The sequence below is a fragment of the Pseudomonas sp. SCPG-7 genome (genome assembly GCF_002156405.1).
Lineage (GTDB): Bacteria > Pseudomonadota > Gammaproteobacteria > Pseudomonadales > Pseudomonadaceae > Aquipseudomonas > Aquipseudomonas parakoreensis.
Genome location: NZ_MVOO01000008.1, coordinates 68,350 through 90,931, shown reverse-complemented (window position 1 = coordinate 90,931; position 22,582 = coordinate 68,350). Strand labels below are relative to the sequence as shown.

At 52.8% G+C, this 22,582-nt stretch carries 31 protein-coding genes, 2 pseudogenes and 2 riboswitches; of the genes and pseudogenes, 14 read left to right on the top strand and 19 right to left on the bottom strand.

Going from position 1 to position 22,582, the window contains the following annotated elements:
• Positions 1 to 9 precede the first annotated feature (9 nt).
• Positions 10 to 1,212, bottom strand: coding sequence for a Na+/H+ antiporter NhaA (nhaA, locus tag B1722_RS16540; protein ID WP_086793486.1), 1,203 nt, complete (start codon positions 1,210 to 1,212; stop codon positions 10 to 12).
• Between the two features lie 186 nt (positions 1,213 to 1,398).
• On the opposite strand from nhaA, the gene B1722_RS16535 reads away from it, so the two are divergent.
• Entirely contained in the window at positions 1,399 to 2,196 is a 798-nt protein-coding gene (locus B1722_RS16535) for a sulfite exporter TauE/SafE family protein (RefSeq protein WP_086793484.1), read from the top strand.
• 6 nt (positions 2,197 to 2,202) lie between these two features.
• Here the strand turns inward: B1722_RS16535 and B1722_RS16530 are convergent, their stop codons facing one another.
• The 12 genes from B1722_RS16530 to B1722_RS16475 form a co-directional block, all read right to left on the bottom strand.
• Positions 2,203 to 2,628: an EamA family transporter gene (locus B1722_RS16530; RefSeq protein ID WP_086793482.1), complete on the bottom strand. Its 426-nt coding sequence runs from the start codon at positions 2,626 to 2,628 to the stop codon at positions 2,203 to 2,205.
• Between the two features lie 84 nt (positions 2,629 to 2,712).
• Positions 2,713 to 3,243, bottom strand: a complete 531-nt coding sequence (ppa, locus tag B1722_RS16525) for an inorganic diphosphatase (protein WP_086793480.1) — start codon at positions 3,241 to 3,243, stop codon at positions 2,713 to 2,715.
• Between the two features lie 356 nt (positions 3,244 to 3,599).
• Positions 3,600 to 4,883, bottom strand: a complete 1,284-nt coding sequence (eno, locus tag B1722_RS16520; protein WP_086793478.1) for a phosphopyruvate hydratase — start codon at positions 4,881 to 4,883, stop codon at positions 3,600 to 3,602.
• Positions 4,884 to 4,956: 73 nt separating this feature from the next.
• The gene (locus tag B1722_RS29605) at positions 4,957 to 5,298 is read right to left on the bottom strand and encodes a hypothetical protein (RefSeq protein ID WP_169855723.1); all 342 of its coding nucleotides are present in this window, start codon (positions 5,296 to 5,298) and stop codon (positions 4,957 to 4,959) included.
• 103 nt (positions 5,299 to 5,401) lie between these two features.
• Complete coding sequence (locus tag B1722_RS29900; protein ID WP_086793473.1) at positions 5,402 to 5,668, bottom strand: hypothetical protein; 267 nt, start codon at positions 5,666 to 5,668, stop codon at positions 5,402 to 5,404.
• A 41-nt stretch (positions 5,669 to 5,709) separates the two neighbouring features.
• The gene (locus B1722_RS16505) at positions 5,710 to 6,033 is read right to left on the bottom strand and encodes a DUF190 domain-containing protein (protein ID WP_086793471.1); all 324 of its coding nucleotides are present in this window, start codon (positions 6,031 to 6,033) and stop codon (positions 5,710 to 5,712) included.
• 64 nt (positions 6,034 to 6,097) lie between these two features.
• Entirely contained in the window at positions 6,098 to 6,463 is a 366-nt protein-coding gene (locus B1722_RS16500; RefSeq protein ID WP_086793469.1) for a hypothetical protein, read from the bottom strand.
• Positions 6,460 to 7,806 (bottom strand): voltage-gated chloride channel family protein, encoded by a 1,347-nt coding sequence (locus B1722_RS16495; RefSeq protein WP_086793467.1) that lies wholly within the window; start codon positions 7,804 to 7,806, stop codon positions 6,460 to 6,462. The genes B1722_RS16500 and B1722_RS16495 overlap by 4 nt, the downstream gene beginning before the upstream one ends.
• Before the next feature lie 81 nt (positions 7,807 to 7,887).
• Positions 7,888 to 7,960, bottom strand: a riboswitch (Fluoride riboswitch).
• Between the two features lie 108 nt (positions 7,961 to 8,068).
• On the bottom strand, positions 8,069 to 8,428 hold the full coding sequence (locus tag B1722_RS16490) for a DUF190 domain-containing protein (RefSeq protein ID WP_086793465.1): 360 nt from the start codon (positions 8,426 to 8,428) through the stop codon (positions 8,069 to 8,071).
• Between the two features lie 10 nt (positions 8,429 to 8,438).
• Entirely contained in the window at positions 8,439 to 8,822 is a 384-nt protein-coding gene (crcB, locus tag B1722_RS16485; protein WP_086793463.1) for a fluoride efflux transporter CrcB, read from the bottom strand.
• A gap of 134 nt (positions 8,823 to 8,956) precedes the next feature.
• A riboswitch (Fluoride riboswitch) is annotated at positions 8,957 to 9,018 on the bottom strand.
• A gap of 134 nt (positions 9,019 to 9,152) precedes the next feature.
• The gene (locus tag B1722_RS16480) at positions 9,153 to 9,488 is read right to left on the bottom strand and encodes a hypothetical protein (protein WP_086793461.1); all 336 of its coding nucleotides are present in this window, start codon (positions 9,486 to 9,488) and stop codon (positions 9,153 to 9,155) included.
• An 83-nt stretch (positions 9,489 to 9,571) separates the two neighbouring features.
• Positions 9,572 to 9,937 carry a hypothetical protein gene (locus B1722_RS16475; RefSeq protein ID WP_086793459.1) on the bottom strand — a complete coding sequence of 122 codons (366 nt, stop codon included), beginning with the start codon at positions 9,935 to 9,937 and terminating at the stop codon, positions 9,572 to 9,574.
• 17 nt (positions 9,938 to 9,954) lie between these two features.
• Here B1722_RS16475 and B1722_RS16470 point away from each other — a divergent pair, with 17 nt between their 5' ends.
• Positions 9,955 to 10,416: a 3'-5' exoribonuclease gene (locus B1722_RS16470; RefSeq protein WP_032894853.1), complete on the top strand. Its 462-nt coding sequence runs from the start codon at positions 9,955 to 9,957 to the stop codon at positions 10,414 to 10,416.
• Between the two features lie 90 nt (positions 10,417 to 10,506).
• Here the strand turns inward: B1722_RS16470 and B1722_RS16465 are convergent, their stop codons facing one another.
• The gene (locus B1722_RS16465) at positions 10,507 to 10,986 is read right to left on the bottom strand and encodes a helix-turn-helix domain-containing protein (RefSeq protein ID WP_050499464.1); all 480 of its coding nucleotides are present in this window, start codon (positions 10,984 to 10,986) and stop codon (positions 10,507 to 10,509) included.
• 227 nt (positions 10,987 to 11,213) lie between these two features.
• On the opposite strand from B1722_RS16465, the gene B1722_RS16460 reads away from it, so the two are divergent.
• From B1722_RS16460 to B1722_RS16445, 4 genes are all read left to right on the top strand, one after another.
• Entirely contained in the window at positions 11,214 to 11,606 is a 393-nt protein-coding gene (locus tag B1722_RS16460; protein WP_050499463.1) for a hypothetical protein, read from the top strand.
• 66 nt (positions 11,607 to 11,672) lie between these two features.
• Entirely contained in the window at positions 11,673 to 12,095 is a 423-nt protein-coding gene (locus B1722_RS16455; RefSeq protein ID WP_256578859.1) for a hypothetical protein, read from the top strand.
• Positions 12,096 to 12,185: 90 nt separating this feature from the next.
• Positions 12,186 to 12,569, top strand: coding sequence for a hypothetical protein (locus tag B1722_RS16450; protein WP_086793454.1), 384 nt, complete (start codon positions 12,186 to 12,188; stop codon positions 12,567 to 12,569).
• Positions 12,570 to 12,622: 53 nt separating this feature from the next.
• Positions 12,623 to 12,901 carry a hypothetical protein gene (locus B1722_RS16445; RefSeq protein ID WP_038443841.1) on the top strand — a complete coding sequence of 93 codons (279 nt, stop codon included), beginning with the start codon at positions 12,623 to 12,625 and terminating at the stop codon, positions 12,899 to 12,901.
• A gap of 235 nt (positions 12,902 to 13,136) precedes the next feature.
• On the opposite strand, the gene B1722_RS16440 is transcribed toward B1722_RS16445, so the two are convergent.
• Both B1722_RS16440 and B1722_RS16435 read right to left on the bottom strand, forming a co-directional pair.
• A complete protein-coding gene (locus B1722_RS16440; protein ID WP_034139977.1) occupies positions 13,137 to 13,679 on the bottom strand; it encodes a cysteine hydrolase family protein in 543 nt (180 codons plus the stop codon).
• 100 nt (positions 13,680 to 13,779) lie between these two features.
• The gene (locus tag B1722_RS16435; protein WP_034139978.1) at positions 13,780 to 14,670 is read right to left on the bottom strand and encodes an MBL fold metallo-hydrolase; all 891 of its coding nucleotides are present in this window, start codon (positions 14,668 to 14,670) and stop codon (positions 13,780 to 13,782) included.
• Between the two features lie 230 nt (positions 14,671 to 14,900).
• Between B1722_RS16435 and B1722_RS16430 the strand changes: the two genes are divergently transcribed.
• Positions 14,901 to 15,932, top strand: coding sequence for a GlxA family transcriptional regulator (locus B1722_RS16430; protein WP_034139979.1), 1,032 nt, complete (start codon positions 14,901 to 14,903; stop codon positions 15,930 to 15,932).
• A gap of 59 nt (positions 15,933 to 15,991) precedes the next feature.
• Here B1722_RS16430 and B1722_RS16425 read toward each other — a convergent pair.
• A pseudogene (locus B1722_RS16425) lies at positions 15,992 to 16,359 on the bottom strand (hypothetical protein); the annotation flags it as partial.
• Between B1722_RS16425 and B1722_RS16420 the strand changes: the two are divergent.
• A pseudogene (locus tag B1722_RS16420) lies at positions 16,354 to 16,665 on the top strand (potassium transporter Kup); the annotation flags it as partial. The pseudogenes B1722_RS16425 and B1722_RS16420 sit on opposite strands and share 6 nt — an antisense overlap.
• 264 nt (positions 16,666 to 16,929) lie before the next feature.
• Here B1722_RS16420 and B1722_RS16415 read toward each other — a convergent pair.
• Both B1722_RS16415 and B1722_RS16410 read right to left on the bottom strand, forming a co-directional pair.
• A complete protein-coding gene (locus tag B1722_RS16415; RefSeq protein ID WP_034139980.1) occupies positions 16,930 to 17,571 on the bottom strand; it encodes a hypothetical protein in 642 nt (213 codons plus the stop codon).
• Positions 17,572 to 17,583: 12 nt separating this feature from the next.
• Positions 17,584 to 18,321, bottom strand: coding sequence for a HupE/UreJ family protein (locus B1722_RS16410; RefSeq protein ID WP_033902320.1), 738 nt, complete (start codon positions 18,319 to 18,321; stop codon positions 17,584 to 17,586).
• A 513-nt stretch (positions 18,322 to 18,834) separates the two neighbouring features.
• Between B1722_RS16410 and B1722_RS16400 the strand changes: the two genes are divergently transcribed.
• From B1722_RS16400 to B1722_RS16375, 6 genes are all read left to right on the top strand, one after another.
• Positions 18,835 to 19,134, top strand: coding sequence for a metal-sensing transcriptional repressor (locus B1722_RS16400; protein WP_033902319.1), 300 nt, complete (start codon positions 18,835 to 18,837; stop codon positions 19,132 to 19,134).
• Between the two features lie 7 nt (positions 19,135 to 19,141).
• Positions 19,142 to 20,278, top strand: a complete 1,137-nt coding sequence (locus tag B1722_RS16395) for a nickel/cobalt efflux protein RcnA (protein WP_034139981.1) — start codon at positions 19,142 to 19,144, stop codon at positions 20,276 to 20,278.
• A 13-nt stretch (positions 20,279 to 20,291) separates the two neighbouring features.
• Positions 20,292 to 20,729, top strand: coding sequence for a YqaA family protein (locus tag B1722_RS16390; RefSeq protein ID WP_034139982.1), 438 nt, complete (start codon positions 20,292 to 20,294; stop codon positions 20,727 to 20,729).
• Positions 20,726 to 21,469, top strand: a complete 744-nt coding sequence (locus B1722_RS16385) for a TraX family protein (RefSeq protein ID WP_052199027.1) — start codon at positions 20,726 to 20,728, stop codon at positions 21,467 to 21,469. The genes B1722_RS16390 and B1722_RS16385 overlap by 4 nt, the downstream gene beginning before the upstream one ends.
• 240 nt (positions 21,470 to 21,709) lie before the next feature.
• Complete coding sequence (locus B1722_RS16380) at positions 21,710 to 21,904, top strand: co-regulatory protein PtrA N-terminal domain-containing protein (protein ID WP_034139983.1); 195 nt, start codon at positions 21,710 to 21,712, stop codon at positions 21,902 to 21,904.
• Positions 21,905 to 22,035: 131 nt separating this feature from the next.
• Complete coding sequence (locus B1722_RS16375; protein WP_034139984.1) at positions 22,036 to 22,368, top strand: DUF2790 domain-containing protein; 333 nt, start codon at positions 22,036 to 22,038, stop codon at positions 22,366 to 22,368.
• Positions 22,369 to 22,582: the final 214 nt, after the last annotated feature.

Genomic DNA, 22,582 nt, shown 5'->3' with positions numbered 1-22,582 from the left:
CAGGCAAGCTTACCGAGTAAGATTAACCGTGACAGGGGCAGGGAGAGCGCTGCGGCGCAGAATTAGCACGCCGCCAATTGCCGCTAGAGTCGAGCCAATCAGCACCCCGACTTTCACTTCATCGATCAAATGAGCCGAGCCCGCGAATGCCAAATTGCCTATGAACAGGCTCATGGTGAAGCCAATGCCACACAACAGCGCCACACCGTAAAGCTGTGCCCAATTGCTGCCTTCTGGCAGCTTGGCCAAGCCCATTCTGATGGCCAGAGCCGCGAGCAGGAAAATACCTACCTGCTTACCAACCAACAGACCCAGCGCTACTCCGAGCGGAACCGGATCGACCAGGTTTTCCATGGAGATACCGGCCAGTGAAACGCCCGCGTTGGCAAAGCCAAAAATTGGCACCACTGCAAACGCTACCCACGAGTGCAACCGCTCTTCTAAGAACAGCAGTGGAGATCGTGCCTCTTCCTCGGCTTTACCTAATGGGATGCACAGAGCTACAGCGACACCTGCCAAGGTGGCATGGACGCCGGACTGCAGTACGAAGAACCACAACACCCCACCAACAAGAAGATATGGAAAGAGTCGCCTAGCTCCCAGTCGATTCATTGCGACCAAGATTACCAGGGTTGCGAGCGATGCCAGCAACATCGGCATGGAAAGCCCCGAGGTGTAGAAAAAAGCGATGATGAGCACTGCGCCCAAATCGTCGATGATTGCCAGGGCGGCTAGAAAAACTTTCAGAGAAGTGGGGACTCGTTTGCCAAGCAGGGATAAGACCCCCAGGGCAAATGCTATATCGGTGGCGGCTGGAATCGCCCATCCTTTCAGAGTTTCGGAATTTCCCCAGTTGACTGCGATGTAGATCAGCGCAGGGACAACCATACCGCCAACGGCACCAAAGCCTGGCAGTGCACGTTGGCCCCATGTAGATAGTCCGCCCGCTAGGACTTCTCTTTTGATCTCTAATCCGACCATTAAGAAGAAAATTGCCATCAGACCGTCGTTGACCCAATGCTCAACCGACAGGCCTAACCAGACGCTGTGCAGTGCAGAGAAGTAGCTTTGGGAAAGAGGCGAATTAGCCACAATCAACGCCGCTAGGGCGGCGCCCATCAAGACAAGACCGCCGGCGGACTCCGACGACAGGAAACGAGCCAAAATTGCGGCGGCCCTAGGAGTTTCCACGGGGATCTTATGGTCTTTCATCACTGTCCTTGCACTTAAAACTAGATTGAGTATTTTAACAGCCGCGCCATATCTTTAACGACTCACCAAACAATCTGAAACAGTTGTAGCGAAGGGCCAGGAACGTTTCTTTCCGCGATAGATGCGGCAGTCCGGGTGTATTGACGTGCAAAATTAAAGACCGAAAACTCAGGGTTGGGGCAATCAATGGCGCCGAAGGAAAGAAGAGCAAAACCAGTTGTCTTCACCAGCGGTGCTGTAATTGGAGCCTTAGGTGGTCTGATCGGGTTGGGCGGTGCTGAGTTCAGGCTGCCTTTGCTCATTGGTCTGTTTGGCTTTGGCGCCTTGGAGGCAATCATCCTCAACAAGGCTATGAGCTTGGTGGTGGTTGCCTCAGCCTTACCGTTTCGCGCTTTCAGTGTCCCCTATTCACAGGTTTTCGAGCGTTGGGACATCATTGTTACGCTGCTGACGGGAAGCCTCGCCGGCGCATGGCTCGGAGCTGGATGGGCTACCCAGCTCAAAAGCAAAACGCTATACCGCGTTCTGGCTGTCCTGCTTGTTGGTATCGCCGCAGCTTTGCTGCTCGGACATGAGGCGAGCACCTCGGGTATCCCGTTACTTCATGGAGTAGCCCTGGCTATCACGGGAGTCGCGGCAGGGTTCGGAATAGGCGTGGTTGCTGCTTTGATGGGGGTCGCAGGTGGTGAGCTTCTGATACCGACAATCGTTCTGCTTTTTGGGGCTGACGTTAAACTCGCTGGCAGTCTCTCCCTTGCTGTGAGCCTGCCTACGATGATAGTAGGGTTTACACGCTACAGTCGTGACCAGAGCTTTTCCATCATACGAGCTCAACGCCCCTTCATCCTTATAATGGCTCTCGGCTCTATCTTGGGGACTTTCATTGGAGGTCAGTTGCTCGGGTTGATTCCGACGACATATTTGCTTCCCTTGCTCGCAGCCATCCTTCTCGTCTCCTCTGTAAAGGTTTGGCGTCATGGCTGACTTCTGTCAGGGCTTCTTGGCGATGACTAATAGGCCAGCGATGATGAGACCGGCCCCGGCAATCATGCGCAGAGTGATAACTTCTCGAAGCACCAGTCCGGCTAGCAACATCGCAACGACTACGCTGCCCTTGTCGATCAAGGCAACCGTGGCAACATCCCCTACCTTTAGCGCTTTGTAATAAAATATCCAGGATAATGCTGTGGTGACACCTGACAGCCCAAGCCAAGACAGGTTTCGGCTAGTGACGCTCGCAACCTCATGCGTAGGAACGGCCCAAGCAGCAAATATAAGGACGAAAGCACACACAAATAGCGTGCGGATTGTCAGACCGAGTTCGCCTGAAATCCCGGCGAGTCCCATCTTGGCAATTACAGAAGTGAACCCGGCAAAAAACATTGAGACAAAGGCATACGCCATCCATTTTTCCATGCGCACAATTCACCTAAGCAGTTGATGAGTAGTGCGCTGAGGTGGTGATTATCCCCACCTCAGCGCTGTAGGCTGGCTCGCTTTCTATTTTGGAACGTACGCAGCTACCGATTTGCGAATCTCTTCCCGCGCTTCATCTGCACTACCCCAGCGGCCCATCTTCACCCACTTACCCGGCTCCAATGCTTTGTAGTTTTCGAAGAAGTGCTGGATCTGCGCGAGGAGTAATGCAGGGAGGTCTGAGCACTCCTTAACGCCGCTGTACATAGAGCTGAGTTTTTCATGAGGCACAGCGATCACCTTGGCATCCGCTCCAGCTTCGTCAGTCATGTACATCACACCAACCGGGCGACTGCGGATGACAACGCCAGGTGATACCGGGTAAGGACAAATCACCAGAACGTCGAGAGGATCGCCGTCATCGCTCAGCGTATTTGGAATGAACCCGTAGTTGGCCGGGTAGAACATCGGCGTGCTGAGGAAGCGGTCAACGAAGATCTGTCCGCTTGGCTTGTCCACCTCGTACTTGATCGGCGAGTGGTTTGCAGGAATCTCGATAACGGTGAAGAAGTCATCGGGAATCGCGTTACCAGCTGGAATGTCCGTGTAGCTCATGCTCATATCTCCAAGCGTCTATGAAAGGCAAAGGCCGCTGACTTTTTTGCCAACGGATACACGTGATTCGATTTTTTACGCTGACCAACCAACAGATTTACTGGCTATACGACAAATAACCTTCTGATCGCATCCAAGTCAGCCCAAGGTTGCGAAAATTGCGAGCTGACCTCAGCACAGCCAAAGCCATGGGCGAATGGTTGATTACTCAATGTCTCGGGCTGTTGCGCCGCGCACTTTCGACAAATGACAATGCCGCTTTGGATTCTCCATCTCTTGTTCCATTCGACTAGCTTCTCGGACGGGGTCATTACTTCTCTCTCGCGTCAATCTGCTTGGCCTCAAATCGGTGGGTATCACCGCACAAATGCATCATGTCCTGCATAAATGGCACGGCTTCCCAGGTGCTCTTCTATCCGCAGAAACTGATTGTATTTTTCGACCCGCTCCCCCCGGCATGGAGCTCCTGTCTTGAGATGGCCAGTCCCCATCGCGACAGTCAGATCAGCGATGAAGCTGTCCACCGTCTCACCGCTACGATGAGAAACCATCGCCCCCCAATTTGCCCCATAGGCCATTTCGATGGCGGCTTTGGTCTCAGTCAGGGTTCCGATTTGATTGGGTTTGATCAGTACGGCATTGGCGACGTTTTCTGTGATGCCTCGCTGAATCCGTTCGACATTGGTGACAAATAGGTCATCTCCAACCAACTCGATCCGGTCACCCAGCGCAGTATTCAATAGCTTCCAGCCCGACCAATCGTCTTCCGCGAGGCCATCTTCCAGTACCGCAATCGGGTACTTGTCGACCCAGGAGGAATAGAGGCTAATCAGCTCTTGGGCATCGACCTTACGACCTTCCGAACGCAGATGGTAAAGACCGTTTTCATAGAAACCGCTGGATGCTGGATCGATAGCGATCTCGATCTGAGATCCAGGGGCGTAACCGGCCCTTTCAATTGCCTTGATGATCAGCTCAATGGCATCTGAGTTTTTCTTGAGCGTCGGAGCAAAGCCGCCTTCATCTCCGACCGCAGTTGAGTAGCCGGCGTCCTTAAGCACCACTTTCAGCTCGTGGTACACCTCAGCGCCCCAACGAAAGGCTTCCTTGAAACTGCCAGCCCCTGTAGGTGCAATCATGAATTCCTGAAAGTCAGGGCCTTGCCAGTTGGCGTGAACACCGCCATTGAGAATATTGAACATTGGGACGGGCATTCTTGCTGCTTGCTCGCCGCCCAGATATTGGAACAAGGGCAAGTTCAGCGCAGAAGCCGCCGCTCTGGCAACGGCGAGGCTCACGCCCAAGATCGCGTTTCCTCCAAGCCTGGATTTATCAGAGGTTCCATCCAGCTTAATCATCAGATGATCAATCTGTTCCTGGTCAGCCGCATCCAGGCCTCTCAAAGACTCAAGTATTTCGGTATTTACATTGCTAACGGCCTTCAAAACTCCTTTGCCGGAATACCGCTGTATATCTTGGTCACGCAACTCAACTGCTTCGTGAGCGCCTGTAGAGGCACCGGACGGTACTGAAGCCCGGCCCATGGCGCCGCACTCCAAGGTGACGTCGACTTCAACGGTAGGGTTGCCGCGTGAATCGAGAATTTCACGTGCATGAATGGCCTGGATTTGCGTTTTCATAGATCTTCTCCAAGTAACGATTCGGGAACGTCATTAACGATGTGAAACCGTTGAGAGGCCTCTATGTCGGACGTCAGCTTTCCCTGAGTATCCTGAACAGCTGGACTGTCGACACCGCAATGGCGGGAACCAAGAACCCTCCAATAATTAGTTCAGGAACCTCTCCCACCAAGGGCATGAACTGCCCTCCCTTTGCCATCTGGAAGAGCTCCAGCATCTGGTTTGACGCAACCATCACGGAGCAGCAGTACGCAGTCTGGGCTTGTAGCCTGGCCCGCCTTTGATTGAGCAGATGAAAGGTCAGCAATGACACGCCAATGCTAACGATGAACAGCACGGCGAATTCATAAACGGATCCTGTAAAAAACCTGCCCATCACAAGCCCAAATACGATGCTCGGCATCACTGCGCTCATGTGGTCTCCCATTTCTCTAGAGTGGTTTTGATGAGCCGACGTCGGTGAGCTCCAATTCGCAAGCTCATTTTTGGATTGCCCACCACCGTCGCGCTCGTAACGTTCAACGTTGGTGTGCTCTCAGCTCGTAGCCAGGTACACAGGTCTGGGCCAAATCGGCCTTACAGGATTTCTCACTGGGCATACGCATCGTCACCAAGGCGCCCTCAAGCTGGGTTACGACGTACCAGCCATCACTCGATACGCGCTGGCTACCTGCGATGCCCGCAAGAAAAAGTGACCAAAAAACCAGGCCCACGATGAGGTGCCTATTGTCACGGGCCCAGTTAGCAGGAGCTGGCTGTGGACGGAGGTTATAAACTCGATACATGGCGCTCATCCTTTTTTGTTGGTTGTCCAAAACGGGATTTTTTAGTTTTTCGCCTGGCCCACTCGACCGTACTCGATGGGTAATTTGATATAGCTCAGCGAAAACGATTCTTGAGCCAATGCTTCCAGCAACCTATCGCACACAGGTTCATCAGCGGATATCGTCACCGTGACGGGATGATCTGCACCACTCAGGAAATGTGCGGTGTGCAATTGTCCCAGATGGTCTAGACCCTCAGTACCGCTCACCAGAGTTGCACCCAGTACACCTTGTCGCTTGGCGAAGTCGACCAGCCACTCCCCCAGTGGGAGGTGCTGGTAGTTGGTACTCTGTTCAGTGAAAAACGTCAGTTGAAAGCCGTTCATAGCAACATCCTCTAGTGTTGGGAGAGCGACCAGCGCTTCGGTCAGCCTATTTCTTCAACCTAAATTACGAAGCGTCACTGAGCGGTAACTCGCATAAGAGGAGAACTGCCCGCACTTTGCGTAGCTCATCGGCGTGCTCGCGCAGGAAGGTGCGCAGCTTGCTCTCTGTATCCAGCAATTCCAGGCACTGGGGATGACGCATATCACCGAGCTCCGGGTGATGGTGGGAAATGCGATGGCCCGGCAAATAGCCTGCGGATATCGGCTTCAGCATGACTTGCTCAATCTTGGCTTTTTGGGCCACTTTAAGTAGGTGCTGGGCAAGCGCGGGCGCACTCAGGTGATGCCAGAAATTAGTTACTCGAGCCCTGCTAGCACCAGGAAAATAGAGCTGCAAAGCTGTCAGGCGATCTTGGTGATGTTCGGTCATTTCTCTTCCCCCATAAGAGTCACTTTCCGCTCGCTGGCGGATTCACTTTGAGCATGAAATTGCTTGATATCAGAGAGCCGGATTTCCTCCGGAAGAGGACGGTGATGCTTGCTGTGGCCGACGCGCTGGGCGTGATAGATCCCGGTGTGTCCGGATACGAGGTAACTTGCGATACAGGCAATGGCTGCAAGCGGAGCAATTTCGGGCCCGAAGAGCTCCATGGCCATAACGATGGTTGCCAGTGGCGTATTAGCTGCACCGGCAAAGACGGCGACAAAGCCGATACCAGCCAGCATGCCGAAGGGAAGGTGCAAGAGGGGAGCCAGCGCATTCCCCAAGGTGGCACCGATGTAAAACAGCGGTGTCACTTCACCGCCTTTGAATCCAGTGCCCAAGGAGACAACGGTGAACACCATCTTTCCGAGCCAATCCCAAGGGGCCATTGGCATTTGAAAGGATTGGACGATGCTCGGAATGCCTAGCCCGATGTACTTATCAACGTCGATGTAATGGTTACTACCGAGCGCCCACACTGCGACTGCGATCAGCAGGCCGCCGGCGAAGGGTCTTAATGGTGAATAGGTGATAAGCCGCTTAACGAAGGCTCCGAGCTTGTGGGTCGCTGTCGCGAATAGCAGGCCGGTAAGACCAAAGACAATCCCAGCTGCCACCACAGCCATGACGCTCCACAGCTGCACCGGAACCACTTCGCCAATGACGTAATGCGTGTGAACCACTCCCCAGGCTTGCCCCACCTGGTCAGCAACGATTGCGGCAACCACACAAGGGAACAGCGCGTCGTAACGCATACGTCCAATGGCCAATACTTCAAGTCCGAACAAAGCTCCCGCGAGAGGTGTGCCGAAGACGGACGCAAAGCCAGCACTGATACCGGCCATGAGAATCACCCGACGATCTTCGCGGCGTAGCCTGAAGATATGCGTCAGTTGATCGGCAAGAGCACCGCCCATTTGCACAGCCGTACCCTCACGTCCCACAGATGCACCGAAGAGATGGGAAACCACGGTTCCGATTAGCACCATCGGCACCATGCGCAAAGGCACGATCTTCTTAGGATCATGGATTTCATCGATGATCAGGTTGTTTCCGGCATCAACGGGTTTGCCTATCAAGTGATATGCAAGTCCCACAGCAAAGCCAGCCACTGGCAGGAGCCAGATCACCCAGGGATGGGCTTCTCGCCACTGGGTGGCATGATCCAAAGATAGGAGGAATAACGCAGAAGCAGAACCTGCCAACAAGGCTACAAGACCTGCAAGCGCAAGCCATTTCGCTATATAGGGCAGTAAGTCGAGTTGTTCAGGTCGTCGAAATTTAGACATTTGGCCAGCCACAAAAAAGTAAGTGGGCCTGACCAAAAAGGGGATTCTGAGCGCGAACGCCTACAGACCTGGTTTGATCAGGTTTCTGTAGGCATCATCAGCTGCTACGGGCGCAGCGGTTGGTTAATGGAGGAATGCCATCTCCAATGAATCGATCTTAGCTAGCCGCGATGAAAATGTAAAATCTTGTTACGGATTCCGCAGGCTTGGTCAGGGAAAATGCTGTGTCGGTGGGCATTTCCCTGAAGGACATCGACGTAGCTCACCCTAAATCTTTAGCAGGTTTTGGTTGGTTTGACTCAATCTCACCCTGGCCGACAAAGCCCATCTCAATGGGTGACTTGATGTAGAACAGGCTAATCTGCTCTGCCTCTAATCTCTGAAAAAGACTGTCGCACTCGTCCTCTGTAATGGCGAGCTGAATTTCCACCGGCTCATCAGCCATCTCAAAAAAATGTGCGGAATGTAATTTGCCTGTATGCCCGAAACCTTCAATGCCTGTTGAAAGAGTCGCACCCCGAAGCCCCAGATCTTTCGCCAGGTCGACAACCCAATCCCCCAACATTTTTCCTTTATAACGGCGATTTTGTTGAGTAAAGAAAACGACCAGAAAGCCTTTCATGATTAGCACCTCAGCTTGAGCTCAAATATTGATATGTCAGCAGTCCGAGCGCAGTCATAACCAGCGATCCCGTGACATGTATGCCTATGGCTCCCAACGCCCAGAAAATCCTACCTTCCTGAATCAGCGTCAGCGTTTCTGCGGAAAACGTAGAGAAGGTTGTAAGACCACCGCAAAAGCCAGTCATGATCAGGAGGCGCCACTCCTGGTTGATCGACGGATTCGAAGCAAAGAATGCCAGCGCCAGACCGATGATGTACCCACCGACAAGATTGGCTATGACTGTTCCAGGAGGAATTGTCGGGAACAGAGCATTCAGGCGCATGCCTAATCCCCAGCGTATCCAAGCGCCGAGGGAAGCTCCTACGGCTATCGCAAACAGTGATTTCAGCATCGCTTCAATCCCTACCAATAAATTGCGATAGAACTGGGAACCCACGAAAGCTTGGTATGCAGAAAAATATGAGATGGGGAGTCATGTCCTGTCCTCGATTGGGACAGGGAGCGCACCTACGCACCCTGTCCAGGGTTCACGTAGGCATCATCAGCACGGAGGCGGTTTAAGGAGGAATGCCATCTCCTGTTCTGATCCTATAGCAACAGCGCCAATGGCATCAAGAGCAGCTGCATGCGAGCGATCTGAAGGCTCTGTCGGCTAGCAAGATGGCTGATCAATCATCCAGGTACGGGCCGACCCTTTGCACAACTAGCTCAGTTGGCGCGTCTACATCGATTTAACCGATACCACATCCACATACTTGTACTTTTTCCTAGCAGCCTTCACAGCCTCTTGCTCAGCGAGCAACGAGCTCAACGTGTCGGCCTCGTGGATAAACTCATGCATCTTCCCCTCGAATTCGTTCCCAACTCGAAGCGTGACCTTCAGCCTAGGCGTAAATGATTTTGTCACTTTCTTCTTCGCTGCTGGAGCGACCACCGGTTTGGCCAGCACAACTTCTTCCACAGGCTCCGGCACTAGCGGGGTAGAAACTTGCTCCTCTGGCTGAGGTGTGCCGAAAAGGGCATGACGCATTTCTTCTTCGGTTAATTCAGAGTTCATAGAGCATCTCAAGGGGACGCGTTTCGCTGGGCAAGTTGTAATAGGGTTGTTGCTGACTGGTGTTCGGGGAGCCTGCACGGACGTTAAATCCCCAATTCTATTTCAATACAAGAGCCTCGCAAGGCTCGCGAAAGCTGCGCCTTTGGCAGCAGTGTAATGAGTCCATCAACTAAGTCGCTGGCGTGACGAGCGTATAGCGTGACTGTGCCAAAATCCGGCGTTCGACCTGGCACGATGGCACCTACCCGCTGCTGAGCAATTTTCAGTATGCTCAAGACGTCCTGACTCACCTGATTGATGGACAGGTGCTCAACCAATGGTCTTGGCGGAGGCGCGGCGCGGCTCCACATTTCTATGACCGCTTGGAGGAGTCCGTCTGAGCCAAGATGCTCGAGGGCCATTTCCCATAGCTGACCTTCCTGCACCATATCCAGGCGAGCCCTAGTCATAACGGAGTTCCAGCAAAATGAGGCTCTTTCTTGATTGCGAGTTCACCAAGCTCTCAGCCACAGCGAAGCTGATATCACTCGCACTGGTAGCTGAAAATGGACGCGAATTCTACGTGGAATTGCTCGACACATGGCGAGAGGAAGATTGCAGCGACTTCGTCATAGAGATCGTTCTTCCGCAGCTCTGGGGCGGTGGCAATGCACAACCCATTATCAGGGCAAGAACTGCACTGCTCGATTACCTAGCCTCGTTCGACGAAGTCCTGGAGATTGTCACAGACGCTCCACAGTACGACTGGGAGCTTTTCTGCGAACTCGCATATGACAATGGTACATGGCCAAGGAACGTTCGGAATTACCCCACCGATGCAACCACTCTAGATGCCTCAAGTGACGGGGCTCCGCTTCCGCATCACGCTCTTCTTGACGCCCGTATCATCGCTAGCATGTTCACCGAAAGCGATCTGAAGAAAGGGTAATGAAGTCCTAAGAGGCCAAGGTGAGCTAAAGCTGTCTTTCACAGCAAACCTTCCTGAGGCATTTTCAACCTGGTGCTGGTCATTCAAAAATCAGGCCTGTTCGGACTTGCTGGTCAAATACCTACGAATAGTAGTTTTAGACAGACCCAACGCTTCCGATATCTCAGTCACTGACACTCCCTCACTGTTCAGGCGATTTGCCTCTGCGGCTTTCTGCGCTGCTCCGGATCGCGCCGGTCGACCAGGAGGAAGCTTCCCTGCACTTACCAACGACTCCATCTCAATATCTACGCTGTCCTTTTTTATCCTATTTAGTTGCTTATTCAGACGCTTCAGCCCCTCCCTAAGCGGCTCGTTGGACTGTAGACACGTCGCCATGAGAATCAATGAGGCCGGCTCAACCTCAAGCAGCGCTGCGAGACGAATGAGCACATCAATCGTGATGTTCACCTCCCCACGCTCAATCCGGCCCCAATAGGAACGGTCAATAGTGATCAGGTTTTCTTGCGTAAGACCTTTTTTTCTACGCAGTGCTCGCACCACTACAGCTAGGGCTTCTGCGGCCTCCATGACATTTCCCCACGCAAATCGAGGATAAGGCCATATTGCGACGCACCATAACACGGGCTATGATCCGTATTACGGCGCTATCAGCGTTTTTGAGGCCTGCTTTTCGATGCATATACATCCGTAAGCGGAGCTAAGCACCTTGCTTGCGGCAGCCATCTGCTCGAGTGCGAGCGACAACAAGCGGGATTGAATTGTCAATTTCCCGGTTATTAATGAAAGGAAGCCCTATGGCTAGCGTCGAAGAACCCGACTTCATGAATGCGCCACGGACACCACTTGAGGGCCTGTCGAGCACCTCTGCAGCTCGAGCTTTAGCAGTCGAACGCTTTCCTAAAAAGCCTTACTGCCTAGTCCGCGACTGGACAATATTTCGCATTGAAGTCACCCGCGACGAACTCTTCAAATGTCATGCAGCGGGCCAGCTCCCGATGATCCTGTTTGCTCACAACGTGGCCGAGGACAGCCAAGGCCGTTTCGAACGCGGCGATTGGGTTCGTTCAAGCATGTGCACCGGTCTCCACGACGGTGTTGCGTTCGAGACCAGAAACTCTGTTTACGTATTGATTGGCCCTGGTCATGAACAGCTCGCAAGCCTGAAAGACGTTTTCTCCCTCTTCTAACCTGCGCTCTGTATCGGAGCCCCTTCAGGCCAAGGACATACGATGTTTAGAACACACGACGCCGACATGCTGGGCCTACCGGGCATGTTCGGTGAGGGTCAATACCAATGGCAACAGGTATCCAAAGTGCTTCGTAATCACTGGTATCACGTAACTGTCCAAGCCATGTACGAGGACAGAACTTCAGAGGCGGTTCTGATGATCGACAGCGAACCACGGCTTCAGCAACTGCTGATTGCCCAGGACTCGGAGACGATCATCACAGAGGTGCAAGTTGTCACACCTGCCCACATGAATGGCACGGGAGTTTGGCGCATGGAGAAGCTGACCAAAGTGACGCTTGGTGAAGACCAAAACGAGTGTGTTGTGTGCCTGCTAGAGGTGGAGACCGGCTCCAAATACCACAGCTCTCACCAACCTAGCTTCAACACTGATGTGCTGAGCAACCTTCGTCCGATCTATCACGCAAACATGATTCGTACAGCCTGAGATTTACCAAGATTTCTGCACGATACCAGCACAGATGGTTGCGTGTGGAATTCCTGGTTACGCCGTATATACCGCCAACGGAGTGCAACAATGCTGAACATGATTGGCTTGGATTTTTATGGGAAGCGCCACACAGAATTCGACCTAATACGAATCAAAAAAGCTCAGGCGCAAGGCTTCGATAGACCGATCACAGCGTATCTTTGCAGCGCCTCCATCAAAGCCCGAACGGGCATAGGCGTAGTGTTTGGTCACAACCGTAAAGACCAGTATGGGCGGTTCGGCGACGGCCATTTGATCCGCACTTCTGATGTGATCAAAGTCGAGCGTGAAGGCAGGTTTTGGGTGATGACGACGGAGAATAGTCGTTACGTCTTGGCGACGTTCCAGAGGGGTAATGGACGTGCAAGCCTGCGTGAGTTTCTGCGGCTTTCACGGGGGATGCACCATTTCACCCCGCAAGTGTTGCAGTAATGGTCGTGTTTATCCTGGCCATGAAGCCCCATGAACAATCATAAGGTGGGGTTATGATCGTGAAGGCCGGAGAAGTCATCTGCATATCATCCGGCATTTTCGAAGGGTACGCCCGCGCAGGGCCATTTGTCGCAACGCAGGACTTCGACCTAGACTCATTCGTTGCAGAGACAATGAAGCCGTTCACTGAGAAATGGGAGGTGTCGAGCATGTTTAGGGATATCCCCAGGATGCTTTTCGAAATCGGATTCATCACCGAGTTGCCCTGTCGAAAGATCTATTTGGGGGCTATGGGCGAGGTCGACATCCGGGAAGAAAAGGAAGACTTCTGAAGTCTGGATGGATTCGGGGGTGCTCACCCCCGGTGGCATCGCGGCGGACAAGGCACTAAAGCTGTGAAAGCTTCCCGAACCCAGGGCCACTGATTTTAAGTGGCCCTGGCTCTGTCGATGCTTCAGCCAATTATTACGCCGTCAAGTTAAGTAAATCTAAACCACCAAATTGCTAGTGCGTTGATGATGAAAGCGATGGCCCCATGGGGCCCCGCAAAGTTAAGTCGTTGCGCGGTTAGACCGACAGGTACTCGTCCACCGATTTGACGGTGGCATAGCCGAACTCAAAGGCTGCCATCATCGTTGCATGTGCATGAGCGGCTGGAACGTTTACACCACCAAATGTGAGATCCAAAGTGGCGCAGGCATCGTGCAGCACAGTAACCGGATAACCCATATCCACCGCCGCACGTACTACTGCGTCGATGCACATGTGGCTCATCGCGCCTATGACTACGATTTCCTGAACATCAGCGGCTTCCAACTGCTGCTTCAGATCAGTTTCCCTGAAGGCGTTGATGTGTTTTTTTACGATTACAGGTTCATTACCTTGTGGAGCTACATCTGGTTGAATTTCCGCACCAGTGGATCCCTTTGCAAAGATCGGAGCACCTTCAGCGGACTCATGTCGTATGTGGAAAACAGGAAATCCCTTATCACGGGAGTGGCTGATCACCCGGATAGCATTCTCGACAGCGGTGTCGATGCCGGTCAAAGGCAGCTTGCCAGTGGGCAGGTATTCGTTTTGCAGATCAACTACTACAAGGCCACGTTTCATGAACGATCTCCGGTCAAATTATCCGAGCATAGGGATTGGTGGTGAAGGCTCAGGTCGGCAGGTAGAGCACCTGCCTTATTCCGAACCTAAAAGGTTTGAGTCAGAACTCCAGTGAAGCGCCGTCTTCCGGAATATCGACCCGGCTCTCGATACCTTGCTTCTTGACGTATGTGCGCAGCTCTTCACGACTCAGGGACATGTGGTTAATTGCATCCATGTGCACTGCGACGATTTTCGCGTCCTTCGCAGCCTTTGAGGCGCGTAAAACGTCTTCCTCGCCCATGATGATCGATCCCGTATAGCCGGTCATCATTGCTTTCCCAGCATTCAGTACGATGACTTCGGGATGATATTTCTCAATGGTCTGGTCGACCTCTTTACGCCAGACAGTGTCACCGGCTAGATAAAGGGTCTTGTAGCCTGTAGCTTGAAAAACGACGCCCATTGCTTCGCCAAGAGGCTTCGCTAAAGCGGGTACTGCATACATTTCGTCGGTGCCATGCTGACCACCGGTCTTGGTGATTTTGACGCCGCCGAATTCAGCTTCGTCAGTCAGTACGCGCACATTCCTGAAACCTTGGGAGCGAATTAACTTCGCATCGTCCTCATGCTGCGTGAACAGAGGGATGTCTTTCGGCAGTGCTTTTTGTGCGGCATCGTCCCAGTGGTCAAGATGCGTATGAGTGACGATGACGGCGTCAACACCAGAGATCACTTTTTCGGGCGACTCGGTCAGATCAACCAATGGATTGCGAAGGTTGCTCCGATAGGTATTTTCAAATCCTGGATACGCTCCCTTCTTGGCAAGCATCGGGTCGATCAGGAAGGTGGTGCCGCCGTAGGAGATTTTTACGGTGGCGTTACGAATTTCCTGCAAACCCACTTTATGAGATGCATCAGACGGCTTCGGCGTAGTTGTTTCCGCGAATGCCGTGGTGGCCCCTGCCGCGCAAGCAATGCTAAGGACGAGGGGAAGAGCTTTGAAGTTCATGGGGTGAATCCTGTTAATACATTGATGCCTCAATTCTTGCTCAATGCAATAAAGGTCAACAGTGGCCTGAATGACATATTTCGATATAATCGGGCCAAACGATCAGCCTTGTCCGCGAGTCCACGGGATCAGTTGCTTATACCGCCCACGCGATGCATCACCGTTGACCGTTGCTCATATATTCCTGTGCGCGCTCGATGCAAGCCACACAGCTACCTCGAGGATCACTGATGCAATCCATACGTGTTGCTGTTCTGGCTTTTGACGGCGTCAGCCTGTTCCATCTTTCCGTGCCGGGAATGGTGCTGGGGACGGCGCAGTCCGCACCTGGTGAACCTCAGTATGAGGTCAATTACTTCGCAGAGACGCCGGGTATGGTTACTAGCGACCAAGGTCTCGACTTAGCGGTTGCTCAAGGCCTGGAGCTGATGGAGGCCTCTGATGTAATCGTCATTCCAGCGTGGGCTGATCCATCGGTCGCTGCATCTGCGCAACTTGTGAACGCGCTGCAGCTCGCCCACACGCAGGGTAAGCTCATCGTAGGGCTGTGCTTGGGCGCGTTTGTGCTAGGGGATGCAGGGCTACTGGATGGGAGAGAAGCAACCACTCACTGGGCAGGCCGAGAAAAGTTTGCCCAACGTTTTCCCGCCGTTCGTTTCAGACCCGACGTGCTTTATGTTAGTGATGGCAATATCATAACCTCTGCAGGAACCGTAGCGGCTATCGACTGTTGCCTTCACCTGGTACGCCAGAGACTCGGCGCTGGGGTGGCGAATCGCACCGCGAAGATGCTGGTGACGCCGCCGCACAGGCAGGGCGGCCAAGCTCAGTACGTGGAGCATCCTGTGCCACAACTGTCCAGCGAGACTCATCTGTCTGATGTTCTAACGTGGGCCCGTGTGAACCTTTCGAGTGATCTGTCGCTCGACGTGCTGGCGGACAGGGCGAGAATGAGTCGGCGCACATTTACTCGGCGATTCAGGGAAGCCACCGGAAGCACATTCTCAAAATGGTTAAACGCCCAGCGCGTTGTCAGGGCGCAAGAGCTGTTGGAGACGACTGACTTGCCTATTGAGTGTGTGGCGGGTGAGGCAGGGTTCGGAACGCCCTTATCTTTGAGGCAGCAATTCGGCGTTCATCTTGGCACGTCGCCGTCTGAATATCGGCGTACGTTTTTTCGTGAGATGAGTCCGGGCCGAAAAGCAGACGGAAGTGGGCCCACTGCCGAGTCATTTACTGAGTCTCAGGCAAAAGTTTACTGATGCGCATGAGCTCAGGCTGCATTATCCCTGACAACAGCGCGCAGCGCCTGCAGGGGATGCTAGACGGTCACACCATCTTGCCGTTTCACTTGGCTTCGGCAAGAATATCTGTCAGCCAATAACCGGCCAGGGGCACGAGCGGCGCCCAAGACTGCTTGTAGATCACCTCTGAAGTACCGGCGTTTTTTGTCTCATGCCCATAAGTACCAGACATGCCGCAGCACCCGCTCGCTTGAACCTGTAAATTCAGTCCCATGCGCTCATAGACTTGCTGCCAAAGGCCAATGCTGTTTGGCTCATTTGTCTTTTCAGTGCAGTGGGGAAGGAAGTAATACAGGGCAGCATCTTTGACGCTTTGAGTCTGTGGAAGCGCTCCGGCGAGCCACTCCTGAGGTAGTAATACGATGGGGACTTTGTCGCCCAGGGTCGACGGTTTGAGGTTGAAGCTTACGGCGAAGGGTTCTTCCGAGTCAGTCTCCACTTTGGCTTTATCGAGGAGCCTGACGTACCCGCAGCCTTGAGTGTTTGTCATTTGAGTGAGCTGGACTTCAGTCCGATGCGTACGACCTACGTCCTTAGCCGCGAGACCGTTATCCCGACCAAGCGGATCGGTATGGCTCGTTGGCGAGAAGGCTTGTTCGCTTTTCTGCTGAAGAACGCCAACAGCAACCTTAAATATTTCAACTTGCCGCTGAACCGAGTGATCGAACTGGGTACGCAGGTTGAGATGTAGAAACAAACAAGGCCGCAACTGCGGCCTTGTTCTATTCAGGGTGTCACTCGTGTGAGTGTCCGTGTGCAGCGGACTCGGAGGTTTCTCCTTTCTCACCACCGCCGCATGCCGTCATCAGGCCGAAGAAGCAGATCAGGAGCATCGAACGAAACAGGGTGGTTGGGATTTTCATGGAAGGACTCTTCAAAATTTGGATGAAATAAATGGTCTGGTGCTGGCTGAGCGCTGAATTATCGGCAGCAGGACAGCCATCGCTGTTTTGAATTACTGTTTGACGCTCAAGTAATCGCCGTTGGTTTTAAGTGCAATGGTCACGTCGTTGTTGCTGCGATTACGCCAAAACCAACCATGGGTGCCGTCAAAAATGGCCGTAAATTCACCCTTGTCACTTTTGACCTGCTTGCCCTTGCTGTAGCTGTGGAAGTAACCCTTCTCGCCGTTGTAGGGTTCGCCATGGGTATCGAAGTTCACAGGCCCACCAACCGCAGTCCATTCGTAGCTAACAGACTTGCCCTTCAAGACTTCGAGCTTTATTTCCGTCCCTTCACCTGGCTTGAGCGTGACGCTCATTTGATTCGTCTTCAAAGCTGAAGTTGGCGTGGGTGCCGGCTGAGCAACAGGTTTCGCAACAGGCTGGACTTGCGCGACCTGCATAGCTGGAGCTGGAGCTGATGCTTGCGGCGGAGTTGCATCCGCCAAAGCCTCTTGGGCCAGGATGATCTTCAGTTCGCCCATCTGGGTTAGCCCTAATGCTCGGCCCACACCTGTTGGATCAACGGCGTATTCCGAAGGCATGACAACAGTCACCAGCAGACCGACAGCAGTCAGCAGTGCAATGACAGTCGAGCGCACCAGTTTGCGAGTGCTTGGCAATTCATTAACAGTTGGAAGCGGAGTATTAAACATGGTCAGAATTCCTTACGCGGAGAGAAACAGGCCGGTGATTTGGTAACCCATTAGCAGAAACCCGGCACTCATCATGGCGACGTTGGCGGTATAGGCGTGGCGCCAAAAACCACCAGTGCGACGCCAGTACCCCATCAGGATGAGAATCGCGCTGAGGGCCAGTAATTGACCGATCTCAACGCCAACATTGAAGGCGATCAGGTTCGGAATCAGGCCATCAGGCGAGATCTCGTACTCCTGGATCTTCGTCGCCAGACCAAAACCGTGGAGCAAGCCGAAGATCAGCGTGGCCACTTTGGTGTTGGGTTGGAAACCGAACCAGCGCTGGAATGCGCCCAGGTTGTCGAGCGCCTTGTACACCACCGAGAAGCCAATGATGGCGTCGATGATGTACGAGCTGATGCTGACCTCTGTAAGTACGCCAAGCAGCAGCGTGACCGAGTGTCCCACCGCAAACAGCGTGACGTAGAGGCCCACGTCTTTCAGGCGGTAGAGGAAGAAGATTACTCCGAACAGGAACAGCAAGTGATCGTAGCCCGTCATCATGTGCTTGGCGCCCATATAGATGAACGGCAACAACATGATTCCGGTGCTTTCTTGGATGAAACCCTTGTCACCTTCAGCGACGGCATGCGCCATCGCTTCGGGCATGCCGAAGAAAAGTGCCGCCAAAAACAAAAACAACAGTAATAGCGGGCGATGCGAGGGCGCAGAGAATGCGCCAACACCGCTCATTGAGTACGAATGCATGAATTAATCCTACGTTGCAGTGATCGTGGGCCGCATTGCGGCCATGGTCAGGATGCGAACGCAGGACGGGGTGGACGCTCGATCAAAAATATCGGCGGCAGCGGAACAGAGTGTCGAAGCGCATCGACCCGGATGGCTAGCATAGGGGATGTCGCCAGCATCAACGCGGCAGTGAGTTGCGGCGTCTCGTGCTGATGATCAGGGGTCAATGGCGAATGGTAGTGATCTGAAAGACTTGAATAGCTGGATGAGGCCTCTTCGCCGTGGGAATGATTGGCGTCTTGTGTGATCTCCCAGGCTGGCTGTGTCGACGTCACTGATACCGAATAGGTATGCCCGGCCCAAGCCACCAACATAGCGAGAGCAAGCGCGATTACCACCGTTATTGTCAGTGTCCTGCTGAACATGGAGTTCGGTTTTCTACCTGTTGAATGGGGCTTTCTTACGTTTGACTATATCCTCCTAGGGGGGATAGGATGCCAGCATAATTCATTGAAGCCTGAGCCTCAAGTCATGAGTGAACACGAACAAGAACACAGCCATCCCCACACTCACCAAAGTCATGAGGCAATCATCAAGCGCCTCAAGCGGGCGGACGGTCATTTGCGAGGCATCATCACCATGATCGAAGAGGGGCGCCAATGCGTGGACATCGCACAGCAGTTGCATGCTGTAGAAAAAGCGGTGTGCCAAGCCAAGCGGACGCTCATCCAGGATCACATTGATCACTGTCTAGAGGACACCGTTTCGGCACTGGGTAATGGCGAGCGCGCACCGTTGGAAGCGTTCAAACAAATCACCAAATACCTCTAGGTTAAACATGCCAAACTTCGCTGAACTGCTACAACAAGGCGGGGCTCACGCCTGGTTGTATTTCCCGAGTGCTATCTTGCTCGGAGCCTTGCATGGCCTGGAACCTGGTCATTCAAAAACTATGATGGCGGCCTTCATTGTGGCCATCCGTGGCTCCGTCAAACAGGCAGTTTTGTTGGGCTTGGCCGCGACGCTGTCGCACACCGCAGTGGTGTGGTTGGTCGCCATCGGCGGCATGTACTTGGGCAAAGGCCTGGATGCCCAAACCACGGAGCCGTATTTCCAGCTAGCCTCTTCTGCACTGATCATCGTGATTGCGCTGTGGATGCTGTGGCGGACTTGGCGTGGCGAGCAAATGTTCAAGTTCGAGCAAGGTGGCGATCAACACGATGGCGAGCATGATCATGGGCATCATGATGAGACTCACCGTATTGACACTGGCCATGGCCGCGTTGAGCTTTCGATATTCGAAGAAGGCATACCACCGCATTGGCGTGTGAAGACATTGGCCGGCCACGCATGGACAGCCTCAGATGTCCGCTTGGTAACTACTCGCCCGGACGGTAGCACCCAATCGTTCTCTTTCGTTGAGCGCGAAGGCTTCCTGGAGTCGACGGTCGATATTCCCGAACCACACGAGTTCAGTGCTCGCTTGAGTTTGGGTCATGCAGGTCACTCCCATGACTATGATCTGGAATACCTAGAGCATGATCACGGACATGCCCATTCCGAATTGGAAGGCCTGGAGTTGTCGATTGATGGCTATCAGGATGCGCATGAACGTGCGCATGCCAACGATATCCGTAAGCGTTTTACTAACCGCGAGGTCACGACGGGCCAGATCATAATGTTTGGCCTGACTGGAGGACTAATTCCCTGTCCTGCCGCCATCACAGTTTTGTTGCTTTGTCTTCAGGTCAAAGAAATTGCGCTGGGAGGCATGCTCGTCCTGTGCTTCAGCATAGGATTGGCGCTCACATTGGTCATCGTCGGAGCGGCGGCGGCAATTGGCGCTAAGCAGGCTTCCAGCCGCTGGCCGTGGCTAGGCACAGTAGCTCGTCGAGCACCGTATCTGTCCAGTGTCCTAATCATCGGTGTTGGTCTGTACGTAGGTTTCCATGGCTGGATCGGCCTGAACGCATAAGGGCGATGTCCAAGTGTTTGAGCTCACCAGCTACGTCGGTCTTTTCCTGGCGGCATTCGGCGCCGCTACGCTGCTACCAATGCAGTCTGAAGCGGTACTGGTTGGAATGTTGCTTTCCGATCAGTACGTCACCTCAATACTTTTGGCGGTCGCTACTTTCGGCAACGTGCTTGGGTCTGCATTGAACTGGGTGCTGGGCCGCTCCGTTGAACGGTTCCGCCACAAGCGATGGTTCCCTGTGAGCGAGGATAAGCTGGAGAAAGGCCAGCTGTTCTATCTTCGCTATGGGCGCTGGTCTTTACTGCTGAGCTGGGTGCCAATCATTGGGGATCCGCTGACTGTCGTCGCCGGCGTGATGCGAGAGCCTTTTTGGAGTTTTCTGCTGATCGTAACTTTGGCCAAGGGTGTGCGCTATCTTGTGCTGACCGTCGTAACAATGGGGTGGGCATGATAGCTGCTCATGCGTTTCTTCGCTCCTCACTTGAGGGACGAAGCAGTAGCCTGGATCTGATCAAGTGGCTTGCAATGATGACCATGGTTATTGATCACTTACGATTGGTGTGGCCGGAGATGAGCAATCTGTTCATCCCAGGGCGCCTTTCCTTTCCTCTCTTCTGTGTGGCCATTGCTGCCAACGTGGCGCGTTCCAAACCAGGTGAATTGCTGACACCTTCGAACGGTCGATATCTTACGCTGATACTATTGTTCGCCGTTATTTCAGAAGTGCCATATCGCTACATCAGTAACTCGGGCTCATTCAACGTCCTGGTTACCTTAGCGTTAGGATTGTTGATTGCATGGGGATGGCAATATCGCACTCTTTTGAGCTGTGTTATGGCGCTGATTGCCGCAGCTATTGCCTACATCCTAGACGACCCACTGATGTATGGGCTTTATGGAGCACTGGTTCCAGCGGCAGTTCTCCTCGCAATCAAAAAACCCGGTGTTCTTTGGTTGTTGCCTGCTGCTTTATGCCTATTGATCAATACCCGGAGCAGCATAGTAGCCAGGGCGTTGGACTTTGAAGTCTATTCACTGATGGCATTGAGTACCGCGTTCGTCGCCCCCTTGATAGGGCTTTGGCTATTGCGTCAGAGCTTTACCTTCAAAGTCTGGCCAGTGCGGCAATGGGGATATTGGTTCTATCCAGGGCACCTTACCCTACTACTGGCTCTACAGCGCGCAATATAGCTAGCGATACTCTCATTAGGGATAAATAGGGCCAGGATGTACCTGCCCTGTTCTGCGTGTGGGCCAGCGTTGCGGTTTATTTTACTATTTGGGAATAGCTAAGCTGGTTGAAAACATATCGAGAGTTAAAGTGAGGTGCATTACCTACAGCAAATAATTGCGAAGATGTAATCTCGGCGCAATCACCTGGATATCTTGGTTTTGCTAAGCTGGCTTCATTATCCAATGAGGCTTTCCAATATGAAAATTTACAAAGTATGTATGCTGATAACCGCTTTTTTCATCTCATCCCTTGCCCTGGCTGAGGGAGGAGGAGATCGGACATTTGAAAGAATGATGCAAGCGAGTCAGCAGGCCATGAAAAATCATGCTGAAAAGAACACTCAAGGCCAATCCATCTCGTTAAAGAAAAATAGCTCGGGCAAAGAAGAGTGATTTTAGATAGGACTTAATAAACCTGTCATCAGTTTTGATAACGGATTTTCACGTAATTGAATTGCGTATGTTCAAGCGCCTCCTCTTGACGTTCCATGACTGTTGCGTGTAGCTCGTTGAGGTCTGATCAAATGAAAAGTTTTAAGGTGCTCTTTATTGCAGCGATTTTTGCCTATTCATCAACCATACTTGCTGAAAGTAGCGGAGATGACGCGTTTGATAAGAAAATGCTTGATAACAGTGTCGCTATGGATCTATATGCCGCTAGCAAGGGAAAGATTGCACCAATAGTGAGGCAATATAACTATGGAATGAAAATTGATATGGTTAAAGTTGTCAGCGTGGTAAAAGCCGCTAAAGCTTGCGGGCCCACGCCAGCTGCCATGACGTATGAGGATTCACAAGGCGAGCTTAACACGCTTAGATATATGGTTTATGGTGACTGCAAAGCTCATGGTGGTTGAGACGCTCAACATCAAAAGTTAATAGTTTTAGTTTATTTCGGTAAAATGTATCCCTGACGGGCTAATAACCCGATTAGGGCAAAAATCAAAACTCTTTCGTTTTCATAGCAAATGACAGGGGCCTCACGGCCCCCCCCCGTGTATCCCCAGCTGACATACCACGCCTTCTGTATTTAATCGGGACGTCGGATCACGGGCAAAATCGATGAAGACC

What these genes read in the sequence shown, in the direction of transcription:
- B1722_RS16445 (WP_038443841.1), top strand. Translation starts at nt 12,623, where the DNA reads ATGATCGTGAAGGCCGGAGAAGTCATCTGCATATCATCCGGCATTTTC.
- ppa (WP_086793480.1), bottom strand. Translation starts at nt 3,243, where the DNA reads ATGAGCTACACGGACATTCCAGCTGGTAACGCGATTCCCGATGACTTC.
- B1722_RS16490 (WP_086793465.1), bottom strand. Translation starts at nt 8,428, where the DNA reads ATGAAAGGCTTTCTGGTCGTTTTCTTTACTCAACAAAATCGCCGTTAT.
- B1722_RS16535 (WP_086793484.1), top strand. Translation starts at nt 1,399, where the DNA reads ATGGCGCCGAAGGAAAGAAGAGCAAAACCAGTTGTCTTCACCAGCGGT.
- B1722_RS16500 (WP_086793469.1), bottom strand. Translation starts at nt 6,463, where the DNA reads ATGACCGAACATCACCAAGATCGCCTGACAGCTTTGCAGCTCTATTTT.
- B1722_RS16450 (WP_086793454.1), top strand. Translation starts at nt 12,186, where the DNA reads ATGCTGAACATGATTGGCTTGGATTTTTATGGGAAGCGCCACACAGAA.
- B1722_RS16460 (WP_050499463.1), top strand. Translation starts at nt 11,214, where the DNA reads ATGGCTAGCGTCGAAGAACCCGACTTCATGAATGCGCCACGGACACCA.
- B1722_RS16415 (WP_034139980.1), bottom strand. Translation starts at nt 17,571, where the DNA reads ATGTTTAATACTCCGCTTCCAACTGTTAATGAATTGCCAAGCACTCGC.
- eno (WP_086793478.1), bottom strand. Translation starts at nt 4,883, where the DNA reads ATGAAAACGCAAATCCAGGCCATTCATGCACGTGAAATTCTCGATTCA.
- B1722_RS16480 (WP_086793461.1), bottom strand. Translation starts at nt 9,488, where the DNA reads ATGAACTCTGAATTAACCGAAGAAGAAATGCGTCATGCCCTTTTCGGC.
- B1722_RS16400 (WP_033902319.1), top strand. Translation starts at nt 18,835, where the DNA reads ATGAGTGAACACGAACAAGAACACAGCCATCCCCACACTCACCAAAGT.
- B1722_RS16470 (WP_032894853.1), top strand. Translation starts at nt 9,955, where the DNA reads ATGAGGCTCTTTCTTGATTGCGAGTTCACCAAGCTCTCAGCCACAGCG.
- B1722_RS16435 (WP_034139978.1), bottom strand. Translation starts at nt 14,670, where the DNA reads ATGAACTTCAAAGCTCTTCCCCTCGTCCTTAGCATTGCTTGCGCGGCA.
- B1722_RS16395 (WP_034139981.1), top strand. Translation starts at nt 19,142, where the DNA reads ATGCCAAACTTCGCTGAACTGCTACAACAAGGCGGGGCTCACGCCTGG.
- B1722_RS16465 (WP_050499464.1), bottom strand. Translation starts at nt 10,986, where the DNA reads ATGGAGGCCGCAGAAGCCCTAGCTGTAGTGGTGCGAGCACTGCGTAGA.
- crcB (WP_086793463.1), bottom strand. Translation starts at nt 8,822, where the DNA reads ATGCTGAAATCACTGTTTGCGATAGCCGTAGGAGCTTCCCTCGGCGCT.
- nhaA (WP_086793486.1), bottom strand. Translation starts at nt 1,212, where the DNA reads ATGAAAGACCATAAGATCCCCGTGGAAACTCCTAGGGCCGCCGCAATT.
- B1722_RS29605 (WP_169855723.1), bottom strand. Translation starts at nt 5,298, where the DNA reads ATGAGCGCAGTGATGCCGAGCATCGTATTTGGGCTTGTGATGGGCAGG.
- B1722_RS16495 (WP_086793467.1), bottom strand. Translation starts at nt 7,806, where the DNA reads ATGTCTAAATTTCGACGACCTGAACAACTCGACTTACTGCCCTATATA.
- B1722_RS16530 (WP_086793482.1), bottom strand. Translation starts at nt 2,628, where the DNA reads ATGGAAAAATGGATGGCGTATGCCTTTGTCTCAATGTTTTTTGCCGGG.
- B1722_RS16385 (WP_052199027.1), top strand. Translation starts at nt 20,726, where the DNA reads ATGATAGCTGCTCATGCGTTTCTTCGCTCCTCACTTGAGGGACGAAGC.
- B1722_RS16380 (WP_034139983.1), top strand. Translation starts at nt 21,710, where the DNA reads ATGAAAATTTACAAAGTATGTATGCTGATAACCGCTTTTTTCATCTCA.
- B1722_RS16505 (WP_086793471.1), bottom strand. Translation starts at nt 6,033, where the DNA reads ATGAACGGCTTTCAACTGACGTTTTTCACTGAACAGAGTACCAACTAC.
- B1722_RS16455 (WP_256578859.1), top strand. Translation starts at nt 11,673, where the DNA reads ATGCTGGGCCTACCGGGCATGTTCGGTGAGGGTCAATACCAATGGCAA.
- B1722_RS16430 (WP_034139979.1), top strand. Translation starts at nt 14,901, where the DNA reads ATGCAATCCATACGTGTTGCTGTTCTGGCTTTTGACGGCGTCAGCCTG.
- B1722_RS16475 (WP_086793459.1), bottom strand. Translation starts at nt 9,937, where the DNA reads ATGACTAGGGCTCGCCTGGATATGGTGCAGGAAGGTCAGCTATGGGAA.
- B1722_RS16440 (WP_034139977.1), bottom strand. Translation starts at nt 13,679, where the DNA reads ATGAAACGTGGCCTTGTAGTAGTTGATCTGCAAAACGAATACCTGCCC.
- B1722_RS29900 (WP_086793473.1), bottom strand. Translation starts at nt 5,668, where the DNA reads ATGTATCGAGTTTATAACCTCCGTCCACAGCCAGCTCCTGCTAACTGG.
- B1722_RS16410 (WP_033902320.1), bottom strand. Translation starts at nt 18,321, where the DNA reads ATGCATTCGTACTCAATGAGCGGTGTTGGCGCATTCTCTGCGCCCTCG.
- B1722_RS16375 (WP_034139984.1), top strand. Translation starts at nt 22,036, where the DNA reads ATGAAAAGTTTTAAGGTGCTCTTTATTGCAGCGATTTTTGCCTATTCA.